At 71.5% G+C, this 23,597-nt stretch carries 18 protein-coding genes; 13 read left to right on the forward strand and 5 right to left on the reverse strand.

All coding sequences use genetic code 11. The features are described from left to right. Nucleotides 1-281 precede the first annotated feature (281 nt). The gene (locus tag K3N28_RS10575; protein ID WP_228092499.1) at nt 282-1,391 is read right to left on the reverse strand and encodes a DUF5667 domain-containing protein; all 1,110 of its coding nucleotides are present in this window, start codon (nt 1,389-1,391) and stop codon (nt 282-284) included. Between the two features lie 455 nt (nt 1,392-1,846). After that, nucleotides 1,847-2,674, reverse strand: coding sequence for an ECF subfamily RNA polymerase sigma factor, BldN family (locus K3N28_RS10580; RefSeq protein WP_228092500.1), 828 nt, complete (start codon nt 2,672-2,674; stop codon nt 1,847-1,849). A gap of 385 nt (nt 2,675-3,059) precedes the next feature. Here K3N28_RS10580 and K3N28_RS10585 point away from each other — a divergent pair, with 385 nt between their 5' ends. From K3N28_RS10585 to hemB, 6 genes are all read left to right on the forward strand, one after another. Further along, nucleotides 3,060-3,302, forward strand: coding sequence for a glutaredoxin family protein (locus K3N28_RS10585; protein WP_228092501.1), 243 nt, complete (start codon nt 3,060-3,062; stop codon nt 3,300-3,302). A 346-nt stretch (nt 3,303-3,648) separates the two neighbouring features. Beyond that, nucleotides 3,649-4,398, forward strand: coding sequence for a redox-sensing transcriptional repressor Rex (locus K3N28_RS10590; protein ID WP_228092502.1), 750 nt, complete (start codon nt 3,649-3,651; stop codon nt 4,396-4,398). Nucleotides 4,399-4,544: 146 nt separating this feature from the next. Further along, nucleotides 4,545-5,972 carry a glutamyl-tRNA reductase gene (locus K3N28_RS10595; protein WP_228092503.1) on the forward strand — a complete coding sequence of 476 codons (1,428 nt, stop codon included), beginning with the start codon at nt 4,545-4,547 and terminating at the stop codon, nt 5,970-5,972. 15 nt (nt 5,973-5,987) lie between these two features. After that, nucleotides 5,988-6,956, forward strand: coding sequence for a hydroxymethylbilane synthase (gene hemC / locus K3N28_RS10600; RefSeq protein WP_228092504.1), 969 nt, complete (start codon nt 5,988-5,990; stop codon nt 6,954-6,956). 10 nt (nt 6,957-6,966) lie between these two features. Continuing rightward, entirely contained in the window at nt 6,967-8,547 is a 1,581-nt protein-coding gene (locus K3N28_RS10605) for a uroporphyrinogen-III synthase (RefSeq protein WP_228092505.1), read from the forward strand. Between the two features lie 80 nt (nt 8,548-8,627). Beyond that, a complete protein-coding gene (gene hemB / locus K3N28_RS10610) occupies nt 8,628-9,620 on the forward strand; it encodes a porphobilinogen synthase (RefSeq protein ID WP_228092506.1) in 993 nt (330 codons plus the stop codon). 42 nt (nt 9,621-9,662) lie between these two features. Here the strand turns inward: hemB and K3N28_RS10615 are convergent, their stop codons facing one another. Next, a complete protein-coding gene (locus K3N28_RS10615) occupies nt 9,663-10,694 on the reverse strand; it encodes a LacI family DNA-binding transcriptional regulator (protein ID WP_228092507.1) in 1,032 nt (343 codons plus the stop codon). A gap of 350 nt (nt 10,695-11,044) precedes the next feature. On the opposite strand from K3N28_RS10615, the gene K3N28_RS10620 reads away from it, so the two are divergent. The 3 genes from K3N28_RS10620 to K3N28_RS10630 are packed head-to-tail and all read left to right on the forward strand — an operon-like array spanning nt 11,045 to nt 16,061. Then, a complete protein-coding gene (locus K3N28_RS10620; protein WP_228092508.1) occupies nt 11,045-12,901 on the forward strand; it encodes a hypothetical protein in 1,857 nt (618 codons plus the stop codon). Nucleotides 12,902-12,936: 35 nt separating this feature from the next. Further along, nucleotides 12,937-15,099: a discoidin domain-containing protein gene (locus K3N28_RS10625; RefSeq protein WP_228092509.1), complete on the forward strand. Its 2,163-nt coding sequence runs from the start codon at nt 12,937-12,939 to the stop codon at nt 15,097-15,099. 56 nt (nt 15,100-15,155) lie between these two features. Then, entirely contained in the window at nt 15,156-16,061 is a 906-nt protein-coding gene (locus K3N28_RS10630; protein ID WP_228092510.1) for a DUF1996 domain-containing protein, read from the forward strand. 21 nt (nt 16,062-16,082) lie between these two features. On the opposite strand, the gene K3N28_RS10635 is transcribed toward K3N28_RS10630, so the two are convergent. Further along, nucleotides 16,083-16,754: a TetR/AcrR family transcriptional regulator gene (locus K3N28_RS10635; RefSeq protein ID WP_228092511.1), complete on the reverse strand. Its 672-nt coding sequence runs from the start codon at nt 16,752-16,754 to the stop codon at nt 16,083-16,085. Nucleotides 16,755-16,850: 96 nt separating this feature from the next. Here K3N28_RS10635 and K3N28_RS10640 point away from each other — a divergent pair, with 96 nt between their 5' ends. Continuing rightward, nucleotides 16,851-19,037 (forward strand): MMPL family transporter, encoded by a 2,187-nt coding sequence (locus K3N28_RS10640; RefSeq protein WP_228092512.1) that lies wholly within the window; start codon nt 16,851-16,853, stop codon nt 19,035-19,037. An 18-nt stretch (nt 19,038-19,055) separates the two neighbouring features. Here K3N28_RS10640 and K3N28_RS10645 read toward each other — a convergent pair whose 3' ends face one another. Continuing rightward, nucleotides 19,056-20,120: a UDP-N-acetylmuramate dehydrogenase gene (locus K3N28_RS10645; protein ID WP_228092513.1), complete on the reverse strand. Its 1,065-nt coding sequence runs from the start codon at nt 20,118-20,120 to the stop codon at nt 19,056-19,058. Nucleotides 20,121-20,167: 47 nt separating this feature from the next. Between K3N28_RS10645 and K3N28_RS10650 the strand changes: the two genes are divergently transcribed. The 3 genes from K3N28_RS10650 (at nt 20,168) to amrS (ending at nt 23,576) form a co-directional block, all read left to right on the forward strand. Then, on the forward strand, nt 20,168-20,914 hold the full coding sequence (locus tag K3N28_RS10650; protein WP_228092514.1) for a hypothetical protein: 747 nt from the start codon (nt 20,168-20,170) through the stop codon (nt 20,912-20,914). A gap of 223 nt (nt 20,915-21,137) precedes the next feature. Next, nucleotides 21,138-22,232, forward strand: coding sequence for an ABC transporter ATP-binding protein (locus tag K3N28_RS10655; protein WP_228092515.1), 1,095 nt, complete (start codon nt 21,138-21,140; stop codon nt 22,230-22,232). 129 nt (nt 22,233-22,361) lie between these two features. Further along, nucleotides 22,362-23,576 (forward strand): AmmeMemoRadiSam system radical SAM enzyme, encoded by a 1,215-nt coding sequence (gene amrS / locus K3N28_RS10660; RefSeq protein WP_228092516.1) that lies wholly within the window; start codon nt 22,362-22,364, stop codon nt 23,574-23,576. The last annotated feature ends 21 nt before the right edge of the window (nt 23,577-23,597 follow it).

A 23,597-nucleotide genomic window follows, 5' to 3' on the forward strand; every position in this document is an offset into this window, starting at 1 on the left:
TCCAGTGTGGGCCCAGTTACGCCGCTTGGCCCCGACCGCCCGGAACGGCCGGTTCACGAGGTTTCCCGCCGTTCGGAGCGAGGACCCGTTCGGGCGACGAGGCGCTGGACGCGGTGCTCGTCGCACTCCCGCGCAACGGTGGAAACCCCTTTCCCGGGCGGGGGCGGCGGTCAGTCGAGCCGCCGCGGCCATGGCGGAGGGCCGGGGGGGCCGTACGGCCCCCCGGCCCTCACTCCGCACCGTCGGATGGTCGGTCGTGCGCGCCGCACCGTCGCGACGACTCAGTTGATCAGGTCCGAGATGATCCCGCTCAGTTCGCCGAGGACGTCGTCGTCCTCGGACATCGGGCTCGGGTCGCCGGTCGTCGCCGGGGCGCTCGTACCGCCCGTGGTCGGATCGGACAGCGGCGCGTCCGTCACCGCACCGCTCGGGCTCTCGCCGGTCGGCTCGGTGCCGCCGCTGTCGCCCTCGTCCTCGTCCGAAGGCTCGACGCCGTTCCCGGTCGGGCCGCTCTCGGCCTCCTCGGGCGTGCCCGACTGCGCCGGGCTCGTGGCGTCCCGGTTGTCCTTCGTGCACGAGCCGGGGATCGGCCCGAGCTCGTCGCTCTGGCCCCCCGGCACGGTGCAGTCCAGCGCCTCGCGCAGCTCCACCGACCGCACCGCGGCGGCCTCCAGGACCGCGATCAGCTCCTCGCCGGCCGTCAACGCCTCGCCGTCGAGCCCGTCCACCAGGTCCTCGAGCACCCAGCGGTGCTCGTTGGTGAACAGGTCGACGTAGTCCAGCGGCGACGCGTCCTCGTTCGCGACCGCGAGCTCGCCCAGGATCGCCGTGCCGCTGCGCAGTTCGCCCGCCGCGTCGCTCAAGGCGCTCGCGACCGCCGCCTCGTCGCCGGTGATCTCGGCGGCCTCCTGGATGCGCGTGCGCGCGAACTCCAGGTACAGCTGGGCCTTCCCGAGATCGTTGCCCGCCAAGGCGAGCTGGGCGCGCTCGGTCGAGCGCTTGACGTTGTACAGCGTGTCGCCCGGCAGCGCGTCCCCCGAGGCCGCGGAGACCCCGGAGACGGCCACCGTGCCGGTGAGCAGCGCCGCGACGATCGCGAGGCGGCGCCCGCCCCGCGGGCGCTTGGGGAACATGTCGTCGGTGACCGGCGCGCGCTTGGGTTCGGGCACGGCGGCGCTGGCGCGGTGCCGCGCCGTGACGCCGATGCCTTCTTCCGCGGCGACGGCCATGAGCCGGCGCCTGGTGGCGTCGTGCCACTGCTGCGACGGCCGACTGGCGGCCATGAGCTGCTCGCCGAGGTCGTCGAGCCGGTCGATGACGCCGACGAGTTCCGCGAACGCTTCCGCGGACTCGTGGTGCGCTGTCGTGCGGCGCGCGGGCTCGTCGTGCATCGACGTATGCGGCACGGACGTGACGTGTACTGACGCGCCCGATGCGTCAGCGCTGCCGCGCGGATGAGGGAGGGCGGGGTCCTCGGAGTCAAGCAGTCGTGCGAATTCCTCCGCGCGACGGCGCTCCATAGGGTTCAAAGTCACCGGGCACACCCCCTCTCACTGCATGGATCCTGCTCCTGTACTGAGAACAACGCACGAGTAGCCCCTGAGGTTACGGTTCGCCGCGAACGAAGCGGCGCGGACTTCATCGGCCGCGTCGCGCTTCGGTCTCGCGACGGTATCGGGCCGGTGAACGACCCTGACCTGGCAGTGTCGGTCCGCCCGGGCAGGGCCCGGCGGATCGCGGATGACGGATTCGCGGGTCGCGGCCCGCGAAGACGGGTTGTTGACGGGTTTCCGACAGCAGCCTGAGCCGCCGGAAGGGGACGGGGAAAGGGGATCGGAGCGCCGCCTCAGCCTCGGAAGCCGTCGGGCAGCAGCCGTGCGAGCGTCCGCACGGCCCGATACTGGAGCGCCTTCACTGCGCCTTCGTTCTTGCCCATGGTGCGGGCCGTCTCGGCGACGGTGAACCCCTGCAGGAACCGCAGGACGATGCACTCCTGCTGGTCCGGGTTGAGTTTCTTGACCGCCGTGAGGAGCGTGGCGTTGGTCAGCTTCTCCAGCGCGGCCGTCTCGGGCGAGGTGCTCGGGTCGGCGTCCTGCGCGTCCGCGCCCAGCACGTCCGGCTTGACGATCTCGAGCCGGTAGCGGCCCGACTTGAAGTGGTCGACCACCAGGTTCCGCGCGATCGTCACCAGCCAGGCCCCGAAGGCCCGGCCCTGCCAGCTGAAGCTGGAGATGCGCCGCAGCGCCCGCAGGAACGTCTCGGACGCGAGGTCCTCGGCGAGCTGGGCGTTGTTCACGCGGAAGTAGATGTAGCGGTAGACCGTCTCGCTGTAGCGGTCGTAGATCTCGCCGAAGGCGCTCGGGTCGCCGTTCTGGGCGCGCGCCACCAGATCCGCGACCTCGTCGCCGTCCACCTGGTCGGCGCTGGGGTCGGACTGCTCGGGCGCGCCGGGTGCGGACGTCTCGGTCGCCCCCGCAGCGCCCGCGTCCCCGCCGCCGCGGCGCACGTGCTGCTGCTCGGCGGTGCCGGTGTCCAGGCTCAGGACCGTCCACACGGCCTGACGGAGCCGTTCGAAGGTCGGGGCCGGCAGCTGCGACAGGGCGTCGGCCACGGCCCCGCCGCTGAGGTAGGGGGCGATGTCGGTGAACAGAGCGGTGTCGTGGCCCGCGAGCATCCTCGGTGACGCTTGCGAACCGTACATGTGGCTAGCCAGAGCTGGTGCAATACCGGGCACTAGTGGCCTCCTCGTGTGAGGGGTCGGGCCGAGTCATGCGATCGGGTCCCGCAGGGACTGACCCGCCTGAGTCTAGAAATCACACAGGGCGCCGTTGCGGATTTGCGATCGGCGTGTCGCGCTCGGTGACGGCTTGGGCCAGGATGATGTCGGCGATCGCCCGGCGCACCGACGTACCCTTCTTCGCGGGGGCGGAATCCCACCATTACCTCCCCAGATATCCAGAAGCCCGCGTTCGCGGGCCCGTTCTGGCTCAATAGTGATCGAGAAATGACGGAGGGTGTCGCACAGATTGTGCGATCTTCCGACGCGCGGAGGGAGCAGGGTGAACAGGCTGACGCTGTTGACTACAAGGGATTGCCATCTGTGCGAGGCCGCGCGCGCCGATCTCGACCGGGTGGCCCGTGAGGCGGGCCTGGACTGGAGCGAGGTCGACGTGGCCGGCGACGCTGCGTTGGCGCGCGAATACGGCGACCGCCTGCCGGTGGTCCTCCTCGACGGCCGCGAGCACAGCTACTGGGACGTCGACGTGCCGCGCCTGAAGCGCGACCTCGGAGGCGCGCAGTAGTCACGTTTCAGCGCGCCGAGGACGACGCGCCGAAAAAACCCGGTTAACGGGCATCCCCGGAGTTTTAGGGCAAAATCGATTCGGACGGCGGCTCGCCGGGACGCACGGAATTCGGTACAGCTGGGCTTCAGCCCGGTGTTACGGGGGTGTACCGCACCGGTCCCGCGAGCCGCCGAGTCCGTTCCCGCACGTCGCGGCCCCCTCTCTCTCCGCTCGGGTGCACGGCCCGGCGCGCGCGGCGCCCTCGTTAGCGTCGCCTGTGCGATTCGCCGCACCGCCCACCTCCTAAGCTGAGTGACGCGCCGGTGAACGACGGCGCGGAACCAGCGGACCTGGAGTTCCACCATTGACGACCACCGGCGAAGGCACCGACCACCGGGCCCCCAGCGGCCCGCCCGCTTCGGCCGTCGACCTCCCGGCCGCCACGGTCAGGCGCCTGCCCGAGTACCTGCGAGCGCTCGGGGAGCTCTCGGAGGCCGGCGTCGAGACCGTCTCCTCTGAAACGCTCGCCGCGGCCACCGGCGTCAACTCCGCGATGCTCCGCAAGGACCTCTCGCAGCTGGGCGCCTCCGGGATGCGCGGCGTGGGCTACAACGTCGCCACGCTCGCCGCCTACATCGCCGGTGTGCTGGGACTCACCAAGGACTCCCGCGTCGCCATCATCGGCCTCGGCCACCTGGGACAAGCCCTCGCCCGGTACCCCGGGTTCTCCCGACGCGGCTTCGACATCGTTGGCCTCTTCGACGCCGACCCGGGCATCATTGGCAAGGACTTGGACGGGATCCGAGTGCGCGACGTCGCGCTCCTCGCTCGCGCGGTGCGTGAAGAAGGCATCAACATAGGGGTCATCGCCACACCCGGCGCGGCCGCCCAACACGTGGCCGACCTCCTCGTAGATGCTGGGGTCACGAGCATTCTCAATTTCGCGCCGTGCGTGCTCGCCGTACCGCAGGGTGTGGCGGTCCGCAAGGTCGACCTGGCGGTCGAGCTGCAGATCCTCTCCTTCCACGAACACCACAAGACGCTCGGTCAAGCGACGCCCGCAGCGCCGTCGGCGGAAGCGGGTCACGAGCGCCACTCGCGGGGGCGGGAATGAACGGCCGCGCCGAACGTTGGTGGAGACGACGCCGGCGGAGACCGCGCTGGTAGCGACCACGGTTGTAGCGACCGCGCTGGTAGCGACGCAGACGAGTGGTCGCGAGGAACGCTTGACGAGTAGGGCGAAGAGACGGGAACGGTGAAGTGAACCTCCTGGTAGTCGGCATCTCGCACCGCAGTGCCGCGGTCGAGACCCTGGAACGCCTCGCGGTGGGCCCCGAGGCCGCCGCGGACCTCGCGCGCGCGCTCCTGCGCGGCGGCGAGGTCAGCGAGGCCGTGGTCCTCTCGACCTGCAACCGCGTCGAGGTCTACGCCGCCGCCACCACCTTCCACGGAGGCCTCTCCGCCGTCGTCGACGAGCTCCACCGCGTCTGGGGCCTGTCCGAGCACGAAGCGGCCCTCGACTTCGCCTCCTGCGGGTACGTGCGCCACGGCGCCGACGCCGTCGCCCACGCCTTCCGCGTCGCCGCCGGACTCGACTCCATGGTCGCCGGCGAACCGCAGATCCTCGGCCAGCTGCGCGACGCCTACGAGACCGCCCGTGAGGCCGACCAGGTCGGCCGTCACCTCCACGAACTCTTCCAGCAGGCCCTGCGCGTCGGCAAGCGGATCCACGCCGAGACCGACGTCGACGCCGCCGCGCCCTCCGTCGTCACCGCCGCCCTCGACCTCGCCGAGGCCGAGCTGGGCCGCGTCGGCTTCCAGAACGGCCTCACCGAGGTCCGCGCCGGCGTCGTCGGCGCCGGGGCCATGGGCGCCCTCGCCACCGCGACCCTCGCCCGCGCGGGCGTCACCGCCCTGCAGGTCGCCAACCGCGACCGCGACAAGGCCGAGCGCCTCGCCGCCGTGTGGGACGCCGAAGCGGCCGACTACGACGACCTCGCCGCGCTCGCGGCCGGCGTCGACCTGCTCGTGTGCGCGACCGCCTCGCCCGAGCCGGTCCTGCGCGCCGCCCACCTCGAGGGCCGCCGCGCCCCGCTCGTCGTCTGCGACCTGGCCCTGCCCAAGGACGTCGCCGAGGACGTGGCGCTGCTCGAGGGCGTCCACGTGATCGGCATCGCCGAGATCCAGCGAGCGGACGCCGCCGGGGCCGCCACCGAGACCCTCGCCGAGGTCGAGGCCCTCCTCGCCGAGGAGATCGCCGCCTACAACGAGAGCCTGCGCGCCGCCGCGGTCACCCCCACGGTGGCCGCGCTCCGCTCCGCGGCGGCCGACATCGTGGAGGCCGAGCTCTCCCGGGTCGCCCGCCGCGGCGACTTCACCGACGACCAGCGCGCCGAGGTCGCCCGCACCGTCCACCGGGTGGTCCAGCGGCTCCTCCACGAGCCCACCGTCCGCGTCCGCGAACTCGCCGGCCGGCCCGGCGCGCCCGACTACGCCCGCGCCCTGCGCGACCTGTTCGCGCTCGACGCCGCCGCGGTGGCCGAGCCGCGCGGCGCGGGCCTCGCCGAGGCGCTCAAGATCACCCCCGCCGTCGACGACCCGTATCGGGCCGTCCCGCCGTCCGCTCCCGCGGACGACGCCCAAGCCGCCCTGCCGCAGCCCGGAGCGGCCTCACCGCACCGGCAGTAAGAAGGGAACGAACCTGTGATCCGAATCGGGACCAGGGGATCCAAGCTCGCGCTCGCCCAGAGCGGCCTGATCGCCGACGAGATAGCCCGCCTCACGGGGGAGCAGGTGACGCTCGTCGAGATCAAGACCACAGGGGACGGGACCTCGGTCCCGGTCGCCCAGCTCGGCGTCGGCGTCTTCGTCAACCAGCTGCGCGAAGCGCTGGAGCGCGAGGACATCGACATCGCCGTCCACTCGTACAAGGACCTGCCGACCGCGCAGCCCGAGCACCTCGTCATCGCGGTCCCGCCGCGCGAGGACCCGCGCGACGTGCTCATCGCCTCGGAGGGCCGCACCCTCTCCGACCTGGGGCCGGGCGCGAAGATCGGCACCGGCTCGCCGCGGCGCATCGCCCAGCTGAACGCCCTGGGCCGCGGCTTCGAGTGCGTGCCGATCCGCGGCAACATCGACACCCGCATCGGCCGCGTCGGCGCCGACCTCGATGGGGTGATCCTCGCGGCCGCCGGCCTGAGGCGGGTCGGCCGCCAGGACGAAGTCACGGAGTACCTGGACCCGCTAGTGATGCTTCCCGCCCCCGCACAAGGGGCGTTGGCGGTCGAATGCCGCAAAGCCGACATGACATCTGCGCGGATCTCAAGTATGCTCAACGACCGGTACTCACAGGCCGCCGTCGCCGCCGAACGCGCGCTTCTGCAACGACTCGAAGCCGGATGCAGCGCTCCCGTCGCCGCACTCGCCGATGTCGCGGAAAGCGCCGAACCAGGCGAGGTCGACCTGTATCTGCGGGGGGCCGTGGGCGCCGTCGACGGTTCCGTCGTCGAGCGGCTCTCGACCACCGCCGCGCTCTCCGATGCAAGCGACCAGGGAGTCGACGACCTGGCCGTCCAGGCCGCCGCAGTCGGGAAGTCGCTCGCCGAGGACCTGCTCGAATCGGGTGCCGAGCAACTGTTGAAGTTAGCCGCAAGCTGTAGACGATTTTGTTGATGGAGAGAACATGACCAGTGCCCGTAAGCCGGTGGGCCGCGTACGTTTCGTCGGGACCGGCCCAGGCGACCCGGGACTGCTGACCAAGCGCGCCCTCGACGCGATCCGCGAGGCCGACCGCGTCTACTACGACCGGTCCCTGCCGCAGTCGCTCATCGAGGCCGCCAAGGAACTCACCGGCGACGACACGAAGCTCAAGCTCATCGAGTCCTCCCCGAGCGACCAGGGCAAGCTCATGGCCGCCGCCGCCCGCGAAGGCGAGAACATCGCCCGCCTCATCGTCGGCGACGCCTACCCCAACCGCCTCGCGAAGGCCGAGATCCGGGCCGCCTCGGCCGAGCAGGCCCGCTTCGAGGTCATCCCGGGCATGAGCCACGCGCAGGCCGTCGCGGTCTACGCGGGCATGCCCCCGGGCGAGGTCCGCACCGTCATCGAGATCGACGACATCGCCTCGCTCGAGCCGCAGCTGCTGGCCGACGCCGTCAAGCGCGGCAGCCTCACCGTCACCGCCGACGTCTCCGACCTCTCGTCCCTGCGCGACATCCTGCTCGCGGGCGGCGTCTCCGGCGAGACCGCCGTGGCCGTGACGGGCGACGCGACGGGCGAGACCGAGTACACCACCACGTCCTCCGTGGACACCTTCGTGGAGGCGGCCCTCGGCTACGCGGGGCAGGTCGTGCTCACCATCGGCCCCGGCGTCGACGACCGCCACGAACTCGCCTGGTGGGAGGGCCGCCCGCTCTACGGCTGGAAGGTCCTCATCCCCCGCACCAAGGAGCAGGCCGGCATCATGTCCGAGCGCCTGCGCGCCTACGGCGCGATCCCGTGCGAGGTGCCGACCATCGCCGTCGAGCCGCCCCGCACGCCCGCCCAGATGGAGCGGGCCATCAAGGGCCTCGTCGACGGCCGCTACGCCTGGATCGTCTTCACCAGCCAGAACTCGGTGAAGGCCATCTGGGAGAAGTTCAAGGAGCACGGCCTCGACGCGCGCGCCTTCGGCGGCCTGCGCATCGCCTGCATCGGCGAGGCCACCGCGAACGCGGTGCGCGAGTTCGGCATCGAGCCCGAGCTCATTCCCACCGGGCAGCAGTCCTCGGAGGGCCTCCTCGAGGTCTTCCCGCCGCACGACCCGGTGCTCGACATGGTCGGCCGGGTGCTCCTGCCGCGCGCCGACATCGCGACCGAGACCCTCGTGCAGGGCCTGACCGAACGCGGCTGGGAGGTCGACGACGTCACCGCCTACCGCACCGTGCGCGCCTCGCCGCCGGCCGCGGACATCCGCGACGCCATCAAGTCCGGCGGATTCGACGCGGTGCTGTTCACCTCGTCCTCCACCGTCCGCAACCTCGTGGGCATCGCGGGCAAGCCGCACCAGCGCACCGTCGTGGCCTGCATCGGCCCGGCGACCGCCGACACCGCGACCGAGTTCGGCCTGCGCGTGGACGCCAAGCCCGACAACGCGTCGGTGCCCGACCTGATCGAGGCCCTCGCCGAGTACGCCACGGAACTGAAGCAGCGCCTCGCGGAGGGCCCGATCAAGACCCGCCGCGGCCAGAAGGTCCAGGGGCCCACGGCCCTGCGCTTCCGGTAGGGCCGCGCGCTTCCGGGCACGACCGCGAAAGCCGTAGAGGGACAACCGAATACCGTTGAACCTTGAGTGAGGAGGCCGCAGTGCCGAACGCAGCGAAACCCGAGTTCCCGCAGATCCGTCCGCGGCGGCTGCGACGCACTGCGGCCCTTCGCCGTCTCGTGGCCGAGACGCGCGTGCACCCCTCGGACCTGGTGCTGCCGGTCTTCGTCAAAGAGGGCCTGCGCGAGCCGGTCGCGATCAGGTCGATGCCGGGAGTCCACCAGCACTCGGTCGACTCGGTGCGCAAGCTCGCCGTCGAGGCCGCGCGGGCCGGGATCGGCGGGCTCATGCCCTTCGGCATCCCGGCGGTGCGCGACGCCGAGGGCTCGGGCGCGACCGATCCGGACGGCATCCTCAACGTCACCATGCGCGCGATCCGCGAGGAGGTCCACGACGACCTGGTGGTCATCCCGGACCTGTGCCTCGACGAGTTCACCGACCACGGCCACTGCGGCGTGCTCCGTCCCGACGGCACTGTGGACAACGACGCGACCCTGGTGCGCTACGCCGAGATGGGCCGGTGCCTCGCCGAGGCCGGCGCGGACCTGCTCGGCGCCTCGGGGATGATGGACGGCCAGATCGGCTACGTCCGCGCCCACCTGGACGCCAACGGCCACCAGGACACCGGCCTCCTCGCCTACGCGGCGAAGTACGCCAGCGCCTTCTACGGCCCGTTCCGGGACGCCGTGGAATCGCAGCTCCAGGGCGACCGCCGGACCTACCAGCAGGACAGTCCGAATGCGACCGAGGCGCTCCTGGAGATCGACCTCGACATCGAGCAGGGCGCGGACATCGTGATGGTGAAGCCCGCGCTGCCGTACCTCGACATCGTGCGGGCGGCGGCCGAGCGCAGCCCGGTCCCGGTGGCGGCCTACCACATCAGCGGCGAGTACGCCCAGCTCATGGCGGCGGCCGAGAAGGGCTGGATCGACAAGGACGCCGCGATCCTGGAGTCCCTGACGAGCATCAAGCGCGCCGGGGCCCGGATCATCGCGACCTACGCCGCCCTCGACGCCGTACGGCTGCTCCGCTAGGGACCCTCGGCGCTTCGGCGTCGGGAGCCCCGCGGCGGCGGCTCACGCCGATTCGCGCACCACCAGCTCCGGTTCGAAGATGACCGACGTCGGCTCCATCGACGGATCGGCGATGCGCTCCAGCAGCAGCCGCACCATCTCGGCGCCCATGTCCTCCAGCGGCTGCCGCACCGTCGTGATCGGCGGTCGGCTCAGCCGCGCGGGGGCGCTGTCGTCGAAGCCGACCACCGCCACGTCCTCCGGCACGCGCCGTCCGTGGTCGTGGAGCGTGTGGATCGCGCCCTGGGCCATGAGGTCGCTGGCGGCGAAGACGGCGTCCACGTCGGGGTGCTCGGTCAGCAGGTGCTTCATGGCGCGTTCGCCGCTGTCGTAGGTGAAGTTCCCTTCGGCGCTCGGCACGAAGGCGCAGCCGCGCCGCGCCCACCGGTCCAGGTATCCGGACTGGCGCTCGTGGGCGGCCGGGACGGCGAGCGGCCCGGTGATCGCGGCGGGTCGGCGCCGTCCCAGCGACGCCAGCCGATCGGCGGCCAAGGCGCCGCCGTCCCGGTTCGCCAAGTCCACATAGCTCACCGGCGCCGCCTGCGGCGGGCGCGCGAACCGCACCGCGGGTCTGCCGGACTCGGCCACGAGCGCCGGGAGCCGGTCCACCGCGTGCGTCGAGATCAGCAGTGCCCCGTCGGCGTTGCCCTGCTTGAGGTGGGCGGCGATCGCCGCCTCGTCGGCTTCGGTCTCGGCGAGCATGAGCGACGGGTAGATGCCGCGCAGCCGCAGCGATCCGATGATGCCCGTGAGGATCCGGCCGAAGAACGGGTCGGTGAGGACCTGGCTCGCGTCGACGTTGTCGCTCGGGCCGGCTCCGGCGACGACCACCCCGATCGCGTCGCTGCGGCGGGTGACCAGCGACCGGGCGGCCCGGTTGGGCACGTATCCGGTGGCGGCGACCGCGCGGCGCACCGCCTCCTGGATCGCCGGGTCGACGTTCCTGGTCTGGTTGATCACCCGCGAGACGGTCGCCCGCGAGACGCCGGCGACGCGGGCGACGTCCTCGAGGGTGGGGGTGGCATCAGCGCTCATGGGCCAGTTATAGCATCCCTTGGCGAGCGCTCTCCGAACCGAACGCGACGAGAACGCCGCGGCAATGCGCAAATCGGTCCCTCTGACTCGGAACGATGTTCCGATCGTCAAGTCGATGTGACCGTTCAGCACACCGTCTCGGTCGTCGCCCCACACGGATCAGAACGTCCCATCCTCCCTCGATATCGCTATTCACCTGCGCATATGCCTCGATCGAGCGATCGTCAAGACAGCGACGTATCGAAGTTCTTGACAATGATGAATCGCCGGCCGTAGCATCAGTGATGGGAGAGCGCTCTCCCATTCGTTCCCGTCGACACTCCACTGCACCACCCTCACAGGAGCCTCTTATGCAGGAAGAACCCTCCACTCGCGGGCCGGCCCTCAACCGGCGCGCGGCCCTCGGCGGGGCCGCCGCCGTGGCCCTCGCCGCCGGCGCCGGCGTCGGCGTGGGGATCGCCCACGCCGAACCGGGTGCGGCCCAGGGCGACTGCGGCGAGCCGCCGGACGTCCTCCCGCCGACGGACGCCTACGCGCCCGACCTCGGCCCGAACACGCACGTGTTCGGCCCCTCCACCCCCGCCGCGGAGATCCAGTCCACCGTGGACGCGATCACCGAGCGGATGCTCACCGACCAGTTCGGACGCGAGCGCCACGCCGTGCTGTTCAAACCCGGCACGTACGAGGCGGACATCGACCTGCGCTTCTACACCCAGGTCGCCGGTCTCGGCCTGCTGCCGGGGGACGTGACGATCAACGGGCACGTCCGCGTCGAGGCCGACTGGCTCGGCCAGGGCGACGACCCGAACTACAAGGGCAACGCCACCCAGAACTTCTGGCGGTCGGTCGAGAACCTCGCCGTGCGCAACCCCGGCGGTCAGATCGCCCGCTGGGCCGTGTCCCAGGCCGCCCCGTTCCGCCGCGTCGACCTCCAGACGCTCGAAATGCACCTGTGGGACGGCTACCAGGGCTGGGCCTCCGGCGGTTACATCGCCGACTCCCGGATCTCCGGCGCGGTCGTCTCCGGCTCGCAGCAGCAGTTCTTCACCCGCAACAGCCGCCTCGAAGGCGGCTGGAACGGCTCGGTGTGGAACATGGTGTTCGTGGGCGTCGAAGGCGCTCCCGCCGACCACTTCCCCGACCCCTCCCACACCACCGTCGACGCCTCGCCGGTGATCCGAGAGAAGCCGTTCCTCTACATCGCCGACGACGGCGAGTACCGCGTGTTCAAACCCGCGATCCGCCGCGCCGCCTCCGGGCTCAGCTGGGGCGGCGGCGCACCGGAGGGCACATCGATCTCGCTGGCCGAGTGCTATGTGGTCGTGCCGGGCGCGGACGCCGCCACCGTCAACCGCGCCCTCGCCGAAGGCCGGCACCTGCTGTTCGCGCCGGGCGTCTACGAGTTCGACCAGACCCTCGAGGTGACCTCGCCGGGCACGGTCGTGCTCGGCCTGGGCCTGGCGACGATCATCCCCACGGCCGGGCAGACCGCCGTCGCGGTGGCCGATGTGGACGGCGTCGTCCTCGCCGGGCTGCTCATCGACGCGGGCGCGAGCGAATCCGAGGTGCTCGTCCAGGTCGGACCGCACGGCTCGTCGGCCGACCACTCGGCGGACCCGGTCTCGCTCCACGACCTGTTCGCCCGCATCGGCGGCGCGCACGCCGGGAAGGCGGCCGTCAGCCTCGAGATCAACAGCCGCCACGTCATCGCCGACCACCTGTGGCTCTGGCGCGGCGACCACGGCGAAGGCATCGGCTGGACCGTGAACACCGCCGCCAACGGCCTCGTCGTCAACGGCGACGACGTCACCGTCTACGGCCTGTTCGCCGAGCACTATCAGGAGCACCAGGTCATCTGGGCCGGCGAGCGCGGGCGCACCTACTTCTTCCAGAACGAGATGCCCTACGACCCCCCGGACCAGCAGACCTGGCGCGAAGGCCCGGCGCTCGGGTGGGCGTCGTACAAAGTGGACGACGGCGTCGCCGAGCACGCGGCGTGGGGCGTCGCCGGCTACTGCTTCTTCAACGCCGACCCCGCCGTGGTCTGCGACCGCGTCTTCGAAGTCCCCGAGACCGAAGGGGTCCGCTTCACCCACCTCGCCGCCGTCTCCCTCGGCGGGGTCGGCACGATCCGCACCGTCATCAACGACCGCGGCGATCAGGTCGACGAGTCGACCTTCACCAGTTACGTCGTGAGGTACCCGTGAGCCGCTTCCGCCCCAGATCCCTTGAGGAGTCATCGATGCCGTCAACTCTGCAACGGTCGGGCCGGCGGGCCGCCGTGCTCGCCCTCGTGGCGATCACCGCGGCCGCGTCCTGGCTGCTCGCCGTCAACACCGCCCAGGCCCAGCCCGAGGACGTGGCGCTGCTGTCGCAAGACCGCCCCGCTTCGGCCTCGTCGGTCGAGAACCCCGACTACACGCCCGCTTCGGCCGCGTTCGACGGCGACCCGGGAACCCGCTGGTCCAGCGAGTTCGCCGACCCGCAGTGGATCCAGGTCGACCTCGGGGCCGTGTTCGACCTGAAGCGGGTCGACCTGGTCTGGGAGGGCGCCTACGCGTCCTCCTACGCGATCCAGGTGTCCACCGACGGGACCGACTGGTCCACCGCGTACCGCACCCAGTCCGGGAAGGGCGGTTCCGAGACGATCGCCCTCGACGCGCCGGGCCGCTACGTCCGCATGCACGGGCTCGAACGCGCCACCGGCTACGGCTACTCGCTGTGGAGCTTCGACGTCTACGGCTGCACGGCCGGCGACGGCGGCGGCTCCGGTGGAGCCGCGGCCGTGGAGGTGACCGGGACCCAAGGCGACTGGCGGCTCACGGTCGACGGCGAGCCGTTCACCGTCAAGGGACTCACCTGGGGCCCGTCCACCGCCGAAGCCGAGCGGTGGATGCCCGAGCTCAAGTCGATGGGCGTCAACACGCTGCGCACCTGGGGCACCGACGCCTCGTCGCTGCCGCTGCTCGACGCGGCCGCCGCCCACGACATCAAGGTCATGCTCGGGTTCTGGCTGCTCCCCGGCGGCGGCCCGGGCTCGGGCGGCTGCATCGACTACGTCACCGACGACTCCTACAAGTCGCAGACGCTGGCCGACATCGTCGGCTGGGTCGAGACCTACCGCGACCACCCCGGCGTGCTCATGTGGAACGTCGGCAACGAGTCCGTCCTCGGCCTCCAGAACTGCTACGGCGAAGGCGAGGTCGACGCGCAGCGCCACGCCTACACGTCCTTCGTCAACGACGTCGCCGTCGCGATCCACGCCGTCGACGACCAGCACCCCGTGACCTCCACGGACGCCTGGACCGGCGCCTGGCCGTACTACAAGGCCAACGCCCCCGACCTCGACCTGCTGTCCGTCAACGCCTACCAGGTCGTCTGCGGCGTCGAGGAGGCCTGGAACGAGGGCGGCTACGACAAGCCCTACCTCATCACCGAGACCGGCCCGGCCGGCGAATGGGAGGTCCCCGACGACGCCAACGGCGTGCCCGACGAGCCCGGCGACATCGCCAAGGCCGAGGCCTACACGCAGGCGTGGGAGTGCATCACCGGCCACGAGGGCGTCGCGCTCGGCGCGACCATGTTCCACTTCGGCACCGAAGGCGACTTCGGCGGCGTCTGGTTCAATCTCATCCCCGGCGGCAACCGCCGGCTCGCCTACTACGCCGTCGCCGAGGCCTACGGCGGCAGCCCGCAGGCCAACACCCCGCCCGTGATCGCCTCGATGGACCTCGGCCTCGACGGCCCGGTCACCGGCGGCGAGGAGTTCACCGTCCGCCTCGACACCGTCGACCCCGACGGCGACGCCGTCGAGTACATCCCGATGGTGAACAGCGCCTACATCAACGGCTCCTGGGACATGCTCCTCGCCGACTACACCGTCAACGGCGACGGCACCATCACCGTCCGCGCGCCCGAGATCCTCGGCGTCTGGAAGCTCTACGTCTGGGCCGAGGACGGCCACGGCAACGTCGGCGTCGAGTCCGCCTCGTTCGAAGTGACCGTCCCCGACGTCGAGGGCCGGAACGTCGCCGCCGGCAAGCCCACCACCGCCTCCACGTTCCAGGAATGGGGCGGCCACACCCCGGACCAGGCCACCGACGGCGACCTCGCCACCCGCTGGGCCAGCGAATGGGCCGACCCGCAGTGGATCCAGGTCGACCTCGGCGAGCGCACCGAGTTCCACACCGTGCAACTGGTGTGGGAGACCTCCTACGCCGCCGCCTACCAGGTCCAGGTCTCCGACGACGGCCGGACCTGGACCACCGTCCACGAGACCTCCGGCGGCGACGGCGGCGCCGACACGATCACCGACGGCGGCGCCGGCCGCTACGTGCGCGTGCTCGGCACCGAGCGCGGCACCGAATGGGGCTACTCGCTCTACGAGTTCGGCGTCTACGCCTGACCCGACCCGGGCGGGCCGCCGCGCGCGGCCCGCCCCGCACCGAAAGGAGCACGACCATGAAACGAACACTCGCCGCAGCGGCGGCCGCGGCGCTGGCGCTGGCCGCTTCCGCGGCCGCCGCAGTCCCGACGGCCTCGGCCGACGAGCTGGTCACCCACCACGAGTTCCAGGCGAACTGCACGATCAGCCACACCGCGCACGACGACCCGATCGTCTTCCCCGACCGGCCGGGGGCCTCCCACCACCACACGTTCCTGGGCAACACCGGGACCGACGCCTACTCGACGCCGGCGTCGCTGCAGGAGGGCGGCACCACCTGCCTCGTGCCGGCCGACCGGTCGGCGTACTGGTTCCCGACGCTGTTCAACGGCGACGAGCCGGCGCTGTCGACCTGGCACCAGGTGATCTACTACAAGTCCGGAGTGGAGGACTACACCACCGTGGTGCCGTTCCCCGCGGGCCTGCGGTTCGTCGTCGGCGACCCGCGCGCGACCACGGAGGAGTTCCAGAACGCGCCGGGCACGGTCGAAGGCTACGAGTGCGGCGAGAGCGCCCACAACTACACGTTCCCGGCCCACTGCCCCGACTATTCGTGGCTGAACATCCGCTACCAGGCGCCGAGCTGCTGGGACGGGGTGAACCTCGACTCGCCGGACCACAGGAGCCACATGGCCTACCCGGTCGGCGGGACGTGCCCGGCCTCGCACCCGGTCCCGGTGCCGATGCTGGAGTTCAAGATCCACTTCCCGGTCAACGGCGACATGTCGCAGGTGCGGCTCGCGAGCGGCGCCGGGGCGTCGTGGCACTACGACTTCATGAACGCCTGGGAGCCGGAGACGCTCGCGGCGCTGGTGGAGCACTGCGTCAACGGCGGCCTCCAATGCGACTCGCGCGGCTACGACCTGTACAAGCCGGACCGGGGAGCGGTCCTCGACGAGGACTACGAGTTGATCGACGGCTAGGGCCCGCTCGGTGCGCCGACGCTAGGCCGACGCCGGCCGGTCCCCGCCGGCCTGCGTTCCTTCGCTCGGGCCCGTGCCGATCACGGGCCCGAGATAGGCGCCGATCGCGCGCTTCGCCTCGGCGGTGACGGCCGCCAGCTCGTCGCCTTCCTCCGCGGCCATGATGAGCGGCAGCAGCCCCCGGAAGAGGTGCACGGCGACTTCGGCCGTGCGCCGACGCTCGGCCTCGGGGAGCCGGGGCGCCCGGGCCGCGAAGATGGCGTCCAAGCGCTCGAACATCGCCTGCTGGGCGGGCCGCTTCGCGGCCGCGAGCTCGGGCGAGAGGTGCGGGTCGGCCAGCAGCACCGCGAAACCGGGGTGCGCGCGGTCGAACGCGATGAGCGGATCGACGACCCGGTCGAGCAGTTCGTCCAGCGGCAGGCGGGCCACCCTGAGGTCGAACGCCTCGCCGTGCGCTTCGCGCAGCCGCTCGACGTACCGGGCCATGAGCGCCTCGGCGAGGGCTTCCTTGTTCTTGAAGAACTGGTACAGCGTCCCCGGCGAGGCGCCCGCCCGTGCGGCGATCGCGTTCGTGCTCGCGCCCTTGAAGCCCTGCTCCGCGAAGACCTCCGCCGCGGCGTCGAGCAGCTGGGCGATCCGCTGCTCGCCCCGCGCCTGCCGCCTGCGCCCGGACTTCGGCGTGTCGTCGGTCACTAACCGTCCCTCGCTCTAGGAAACACGAGCAATCACTCGTATTTTAAATACGAGTATTCGCTCGTATTTTCAGTCTACGCCGGTCGGGAGACCTCCATGACCTCCACCACCGCCCCGAATCCTAAGCTCCGGCCCGCCGCGGGCGATGCGGCCATGCACCGGCTCGGCCGGTTCGTCGTGCGCCGCTGCCGACTCCTCCTCGCGGCGGCGGCGCTGGTCTTCGTCGCCTCCGGCGTCATCGGCTCCGGCACCCTGGACGCGCTCGTGCTCTCCCGCTTCGAGGCCCCCGGCTCGGAATCCATCGTCACCGGCGACCGCCTCCACGACCGGTTCGAGACCGGCAGCGCCAACTTCCTCCTCCTCGTCACCGCCGACGACGTCGACTCGGCCGAGACCGCCGCGGCCGGAGCCGCGCTCGCGGCCGAACTGGCCGCGCACGACCGCGTCGCCGGGGTGCACTCCTATTGGGACGGCTCCTCGCCGACGCTGCGGAGCGAGGACGGCACCCAGGCGCTCATCACCGCCTACGTCCCCGGCGACGTCACCGACGTCCGCGAGAACGTCCTGCCCGGACTCAAAGCGACCTTCACCGGCGACCGCGGGCCGCTCCACGTCGCCGTCGGCGGCTCCGACGAGCTCTTCCGCGAAGCCGCCGAACTCGCCCGCCAGGACTTCCTGCTCGCCGAGGCCATCGTCCTGCCGAGCCTGCTGATCCTGCTCATCGTCCTCTACCGCCGCCCCGTCGCCGCGTTCCTCACCATCGGCGTCGGCCTGTTCTCGCTGGCCACCTCGCTCGCCCTCATGCGGGCGGTCGCGGCGGCGACCGAGGTCTCCACCTTCGCGGCCAACCTCATCCTCGTCATGGCCGTCGGCCTCGCCGTCGACTACTGCCTGTTCATCGTCAACCGCTACCGCGAAGAGGCCCCCGCGGGCCGCGCCCACGCCGTCGCCGCCACCGTCGCGACCGCCGGGCGCACGGTGGCGTTCAGCGCCGTCACCGTCGCCGCCGGCCTCTCGGTGCTGCTGGCCATGCCCTTCCCCTTCCTGCGCTCCTTCGGCTACGCGGGCATCATCGTCCCGCTCACCGCCCTGCTCGGCGCCGTCGTCGTCCTCCCCGCCGCGCTCGCGATCTGGGGCCACCGCGTCGAACTGCGCCGACCCGCACCCGCCGTCCACGAAGGACGCTGGTACCGCCTCGCCACCGCCGTCATGCGCCGCCCGCTGCTGTGGGGCGCGGGCGCGCTCGCGCTCGTCCTCCTGCTCGCCTCACCGATCCTCGGCGTCCGCTTCGGCGTCCCCGACGAGCGGGCCCTGCCCGAGGACGCCGACTCCCGCGTCGTCGCCGACCAGATCACCGCGAACTTCACCGCCGAGGCGACCGACGCCCTCCAGATCCTCGCCGCCGGCGCCGAACCGGACGCGCTGGCCGCCTACGCCGCCGCGGTCTCGGCCGTGCCCGGCATCGCCCAGGTCGACTCCGCCGCGGGCCGCTTCGTCGACGGCGACCTCGCCGCCGCACCCGAACCGGCCCGCTTCGCTCACGACGGCGACGACACGTGGCTCTCGGCCGTCCCCACGGTCGAGGCCATGCGAGCGGACCCGTACGCCCTCGTCGGCGACGTGCGCGCGGTCGAGGCGCCCTTCGCCGTCGCCGTCTCCGGCTACCCGGCCGACCTCGCCGACTTCCGCGACGCCCTGCTCGACCGGCTCCCGCTCCTCGTGGCGCTCATCGTCCTGGTGACGTTCGCGATCCTGTTCCTCATGACCGGCAGCGTCATCGCACCGCTCAAAGCGACAGTCCTCAACGGACTTTCCCTTGCGGTGATGTTCGGCGCCCTGGTGTGGGTCTTCCAGGACGGCCACCTCTCGGCGCTCATCGGCTTCACCCCGCAGGGCTCGTTCGAACCGAGCATCCCCATCCTCATGTTCTGCATCGCCTACGGCCTGTCGATGGACTACGAGGTGTTCATGCTCGCGCGCATCAAGGAGGCGTACGACCGCACCGGCGACCGCACCGGCTCCATCGCCACCGGCCTGCAGCGCAGCGCCCCGCTCGTCACCGCCGCGGCCCTCGTGCTGGCGTTCACCTTCGCCGTCTACGCCACCGGCCAGGTGGTGTTCCTCCAGATGCTCGGCGTCGGCATGGCCCTGGCGATCGTCGTCGACGCCACGCTCATCCGCGGCGTCCTGCTCCCCGCGGCCATGCGGCTCACCGGCAGGTACAACTGGTGGGCGCCGCGGCCCCTGCGGGCCCTCCACGCGCGCATCGGCCTCCGCGACTGAACGAGCCCCGAAGCGCCCCTAATCGAGCCGCGCGCCGACCATGACCGGCTCCGGGTGCAGCCGCACGCCGAACTTCGCCTCGACCGCGTCCGCGACCTCGCGGGCCAGCGCCAGCAGTTCGCCCGTGCTCGCCCCGCCGCGGTTCGTCAGCGCCAGCGTGTGCCTGGTCGAGAGGCCGACGTTGCCGCGCCGGTGGCCCTTCTCGAACCCGGCCGCGCCGATGAGCCACGCGGCCGAGACCTTCACCCGCTCGTCCCCGAGGGGCCAATGCGGCGGTTCGCCTCCGGCCCGCTCGGCCAGATCGCGATAGTCGTGCGCGCCGATGATCGGATTCGTGAAGAACGAGCCCGCGCTCCACGTGTCGTGGTCCCGCTCGTCGAGCACCATGCCCTTGCCTCGGCGCAGTTCGACGACCGCCTCGCGGGCCTCGGCCAGCGGCACCCGCTCGCCGACCTCGACGCCCACCCGCTTCGCGAGCTCGGCGTACGCGACCGGCTGCGACAGCGGCGAGGCCTCCAGCCGGAAGTCGACGCTCATCACGAAATACCGGTCGTCGTGCTTGAACACGCTGTGCCGGTACGCGAAGGCGCACTCCTCGGGCGTCCAGTCGCGGACCTCGTCGCGCTCGCGGTCCCACACCCGCACGGCCGCGATGGTCTGGGCGACCTCCTGCCCGTACGCGCCGACGTTCTGGATCGGGGTCGCCCCGGCCGAACCGGGGATCCCGCTGAGGCACTCCACGCCCGAGAAGCCCTCGGCGACGGTCCACGCCGCGAAGTCGTCCCACACCTGACCGGCCTCGACCCGGATCGCGTCGCCGACCGGTTCGATGCCGCCGCCGCGCAGCAGCACCACCGTGCCGTCGAAGCCGTCGTCACCGATCACCACGTTGCTGCCCCCGGCGAGCACCAGCGTCGGGCCCTGCGCCTCGCGCAGGACCTCGACCGCCTCCTCGGAGGAGCGGACCTCGACCAGCTCCCGGGCCGGGCCGCCCAATCGCAGGGTCGTGTACTCGCTGAGCGCCGTACCGGGCGCCCGGCGGGGGACGGAGCGCTCGCTCGGCGTCGGACTGGCGTGTGTCACACCGAAAAGCCTAAGCTTTACGGAGGCTACGAGGAACGGCGGTCACCATGGCTAAGCTGCGCATCACCGACTACCTCACCGAGTTGAAGACCGAGGCCGCGGGCCTGCGCTCGGTCTGCTCGCCCGACGTGCTCGACCGCGTGGTCCCCTCCCGTCCCGACCTGAGCGTCGCGGAGGTCCTCCTCGAACTCGTCCGCCTCTACCGGTGGACCGTCGAGGTCCTCTTCACCCCGCCCGCCGGCGACGCGGCGATCCCCGAACCGGCCCCCGTGGACGCCCCGGGCCGTAAGGCGCTCGACGTCTTCGATCAGTCCCTCGCGGCCGTGCTCGACGCCGTCGAGGCCCGCGGCCCCGACTCGCCCGCGTGGACGTGGGCGCCGGTGCACTGGCGGGCCGAGTTCTGGCACCGGCGCGTCGCCGTCGCCACCGGGCTGGCCCGCTGGGACCTCCAAATGGCCGTCGGCGCCACCGCCCCGGTGCCCGCCGCGCTCGCCGCCGAGGCCATCAGCGAGGTCTTCGAGGCGTTCATCCCCGCCGGCGTCCGCCGCGGCGTCCACCCCGGCGCCACCGGGCTGGTGCAGCTGTTCGCGCAGGACGCCGACGCGACCTGGTTCGTGCGCCTGCGCGAGGGCCGCGTCGCGCTGCTCGACCACCCCGACGCGCGCACCGAGCTCCAGGCCCGCGCGGCGGGCTCGGCCTCGGACATCGCCCTGGCGCTGTGGGGCCGGCTCCCGTTCGGGATCTGCGACGTCGTGGGGGACGAGCGGCTCCTGCAGGCCGTGCGCGTGGAATAACGTTTCGGTAAACCTTGCGCGGAAACCGGACAAACGTTCGGCGCCCTCTTGGCAAAGGCATTCAACCGCGGTTACGCTCACCACACGAGTCGCGGTGCTCACATCGCGGCTCGTATCGCAGCGCAGGGCCGCGCCGCATGCGCGAGGTCCCGATCTGTGATGACACAACCGCCTTTTACCACGGATCGTCTGGCACGTACCTGCCAGTGAAAGGGACCACATCATGGCCACAGTGACGTACTCGGGTGCCACGCGCATCTACCCGGGCTCCGAGAAGCCCGCCGTCGACAAGCTCGACATCGAGATCCAGGACGGCGAATTCCTCGTCCTCGTCGGCCCCTCCGGCTGCGGGAAGTCCACCTCCCTCCGGATGCTCGCCGGCCTCGAAGAGGTCGACGAAGGCTCGATCTACATCAACGACACCGACGTGTCGAACCTCCCCCCGAAGTCCCGCGACATCGCGATGGTCTTCCAGAACTACGCGCTCTACCCGCACATGTCCGTCTTCGACAACATGGCGTTCGCGCTCAAGCTGCGCCGCATGCCGAAGGCCGACATCAAGCAGCGCGTGGAGGACGCCGCCAAGCTCCTCGACCTCTCCGACTACCTCGGCCGCAAGCCGAAGGCCCTCTCGGGCGGTCAGCGCCAGCGCGTCGCCATGGGCCGCGCGATCGTGCGCGAGCCGCAGGTGTTCCTCATGGACGAGCCGCTGTCGAACCTCGACGCCAAGCTCCGCGTCCAGACCCGTTCGCAGATCGCCTCGCTCCAGAAGCGCCTGGGCATCACCACCGTGTACGTCACGCACGACCAGATCGAGGCCATGACCATGGGCCACCGGATCGCGGTCATGAAGGACGGCCTGCTCCAGCAGTGCGACACCCCGCGCACCCTCTACGAGAAGCCGGGCAACACCTTCGTCGCGGGCTTCATCGGCTCCCCGGCCATGAACCTGAAGACCGTCAGCCTGACCGAGGCCGGCGCCCTGTTCGGCGACGTGACCCTCCCGCTCTCGCGCGAGGTCCGCGACGCCGCCACCCAGGACGGCGGCGACCAGCAGGTCACCGTCGGCTTCCGCCCCGAGCACTGCAAGCTCGGCGCCGAGGGCTCCGGCGGCATCCCCGTCGAGGTCGACCTCGTCGAGGAGCTCGGCTCGGAGGCCTACGTCTACGGCCACGCCGCGTACAACGATTCGTCGGAGCGCTTCGTCGTCCGCACCGAGTCGGCGCACGTGCCGCGCCTGTCCGAGACCGTGTACGTCGTGCCCGAGCCGGGCCACGAGCACGTCTTCCACGCCAGCACGGGCCAGCGCCTGAACTAGCACGACCCCGGGCAAGGGCCGCACCGAGCCGCTCCACGGCTCGCCAGCTTCACTGAGAAGCGGTGCGGCCCTTTCCCCGTGCCCACACCGAAACGCGGCCGCAACGCGCATAGCGCTACGGTAGTGAGTATGGCCGCCCTCACTCCCAGTAGGCCCCTCGCGGAAGGCGCCGACGCGTTCACCGTCGGCACCCGGTTCCACCGCGCCCTGGGCGACGGGCGGATCGAGTGCACGGTCTGCCCGCGGGCCTGCCGCCTGCGCGAGGGCCAGCGCGGCCTGTGCTTCGTGCGCGCCCGCCGCGGCGACGAGGTCGTCCTGACCTCCTACGGCCGCTCCTCCGGGTTCTGCGTGGACCCCGTCGAGAAGAAGCCGCTGGCCCACTTCCTGCCCGGGACGCCGGTCCTCTCGTTCGGCACCGCCGGATGCAACCTGGCCTGCCGGTTCTGCCAGAACTGGGACATCTCCAAGTCCCGCGAGACCGACACGCTCACTTCGGAAGCCGAACCGGAGACGCTCGCCACCACCGCGAAGCGCCTGGGTTGCAAGTCGATCGCGTTCACCTACAATGACCCGACGGTGTTCCTCGAGTACGCGGCCGACTGCGCGGACGCGGCCCGCGACGCCGGGCTCAAGGCGGTGGCCGTCTCGGCGGGGTACATCCGGCCCGAGGCGCGCCGAGAGCTCTACGCGCACATGGACGCCGCGAACATCGACCTGAAGGCGTTCACCGAGGAGTTCTACCGCACGATCGCGTTCGCGGCTTCGCCGCCTGCAAGCCGTCAATCCGCAGGGCTGAGGACCGTCCTCGATACACTCGAATACCTGGTGCACGAGACCGACGTGTGGACCGAGATCACCACGCTGCTCATTCCCGGCCGCAACGACTCGGACGCCGAGATCGCGGCCGAATGCGCATGGATCCACGAACATCTGGGCCCGGACGTGCCGCTGCACTTCACGGCGTTCCACCCGGACTTCAAGATGCGCGACGTGCCCCCGACGCCGGTGGCCACCCTGCGGCGGGCCCGGGCGATCGCGCGCGACACGGGACTGCGGTACGTCTACACCGGCAACGCGCACGATCCCGAAGGCCAGACGACCACGTGCGCGGACTGTGGGGAAGCCCTCATCGTGCGTGATCGATACCGAATCGTCCGTTATGCGGTGTCGGATAACGGACACTGCAGCGGTTGCGGCGCGGCCGTTCCCGGGATCTTCGACGGGCCGCCGGGAGACTGGGGTCCCAAGCGGCAACCGATCCGCCTCCCCGACCCGTCCCACAAGCGAGCACCGGCACAGGGACCACCACCGGCTCACCGACCAGAGCCGTCACACCGACCATAGGAACCACCACCGGAAGACCTG

It is taken from the genome of Glycomyces sp. TRM65418 (genome assembly GCF_019710475.1).
Lineage (GTDB): Bacteria > Actinomycetota > Actinomycetes > Mycobacteriales > Micromonosporaceae > Glycomyces.

What these genes read in the sequence shown, in the direction of transcription:
- K3N28_RS10575 (WP_228092499.1), bottom strand. Translation starts at nt 1,391, where the DNA reads ATGCACGACGAGCCCGCGCGCCGCACGACAGCGCACCACGAGTCCGCG.
- K3N28_RS10580 (WP_228092500.1), bottom strand. Translation starts at nt 2,674, where the DNA reads ATGCTCGCGGGCCACGACACCGCTCTGTTCACCGACATCGCCCCCTAC.
- K3N28_RS10605 (WP_228092505.1), top strand. Translation starts at nt 6,967, where the DNA reads ATGACCAGTGCCCGTAAGCCGGTGGGCCGCGTACGTTTCGTCGGGACC.
- K3N28_RS10615 (WP_228092507.1), bottom strand. Translation starts at nt 10,694, where the DNA reads ATGAGCGCTGATGCCACCCCCACCCTCGAGGACGTCGCCCGCGTCGCC.
- K3N28_RS10620 (WP_228092508.1), top strand. Translation starts at nt 11,045, where the DNA reads ATGCAGGAAGAACCCTCCACTCGCGGGCCGGCCCTCAACCGGCGCGCG.
- K3N28_RS10625 (WP_228092509.1), top strand. Translation starts at nt 12,937, where the DNA reads ATGCCGTCAACTCTGCAACGGTCGGGCCGGCGGGCCGCCGTGCTCGCC.
- K3N28_RS10630 (WP_228092510.1), top strand. Translation starts at nt 15,156, where the DNA reads ATGAAACGAACACTCGCCGCAGCGGCGGCCGCGGCGCTGGCGCTGGCC.
- K3N28_RS10640 (WP_228092512.1), top strand. Translation starts at nt 16,851, where the DNA reads ATGACCTCCACCACCGCCCCGAATCCTAAGCTCCGGCCCGCCGCGGGC.
- K3N28_RS10650 (WP_228092514.1), top strand. Translation starts at nt 20,168, where the DNA reads ATGGCTAAGCTGCGCATCACCGACTACCTCACCGAGTTGAAGACCGAG.
- K3N28_RS10655 (WP_228092515.1), top strand. Translation starts at nt 21,138, where the DNA reads ATGGCCACAGTGACGTACTCGGGTGCCACGCGCATCTACCCGGGCTCC.
- amrS (WP_228092516.1), top strand. Translation starts at nt 22,362, where the DNA reads ATGGCCGCCCTCACTCCCAGTAGGCCCCTCGCGGAAGGCGCCGACGCG.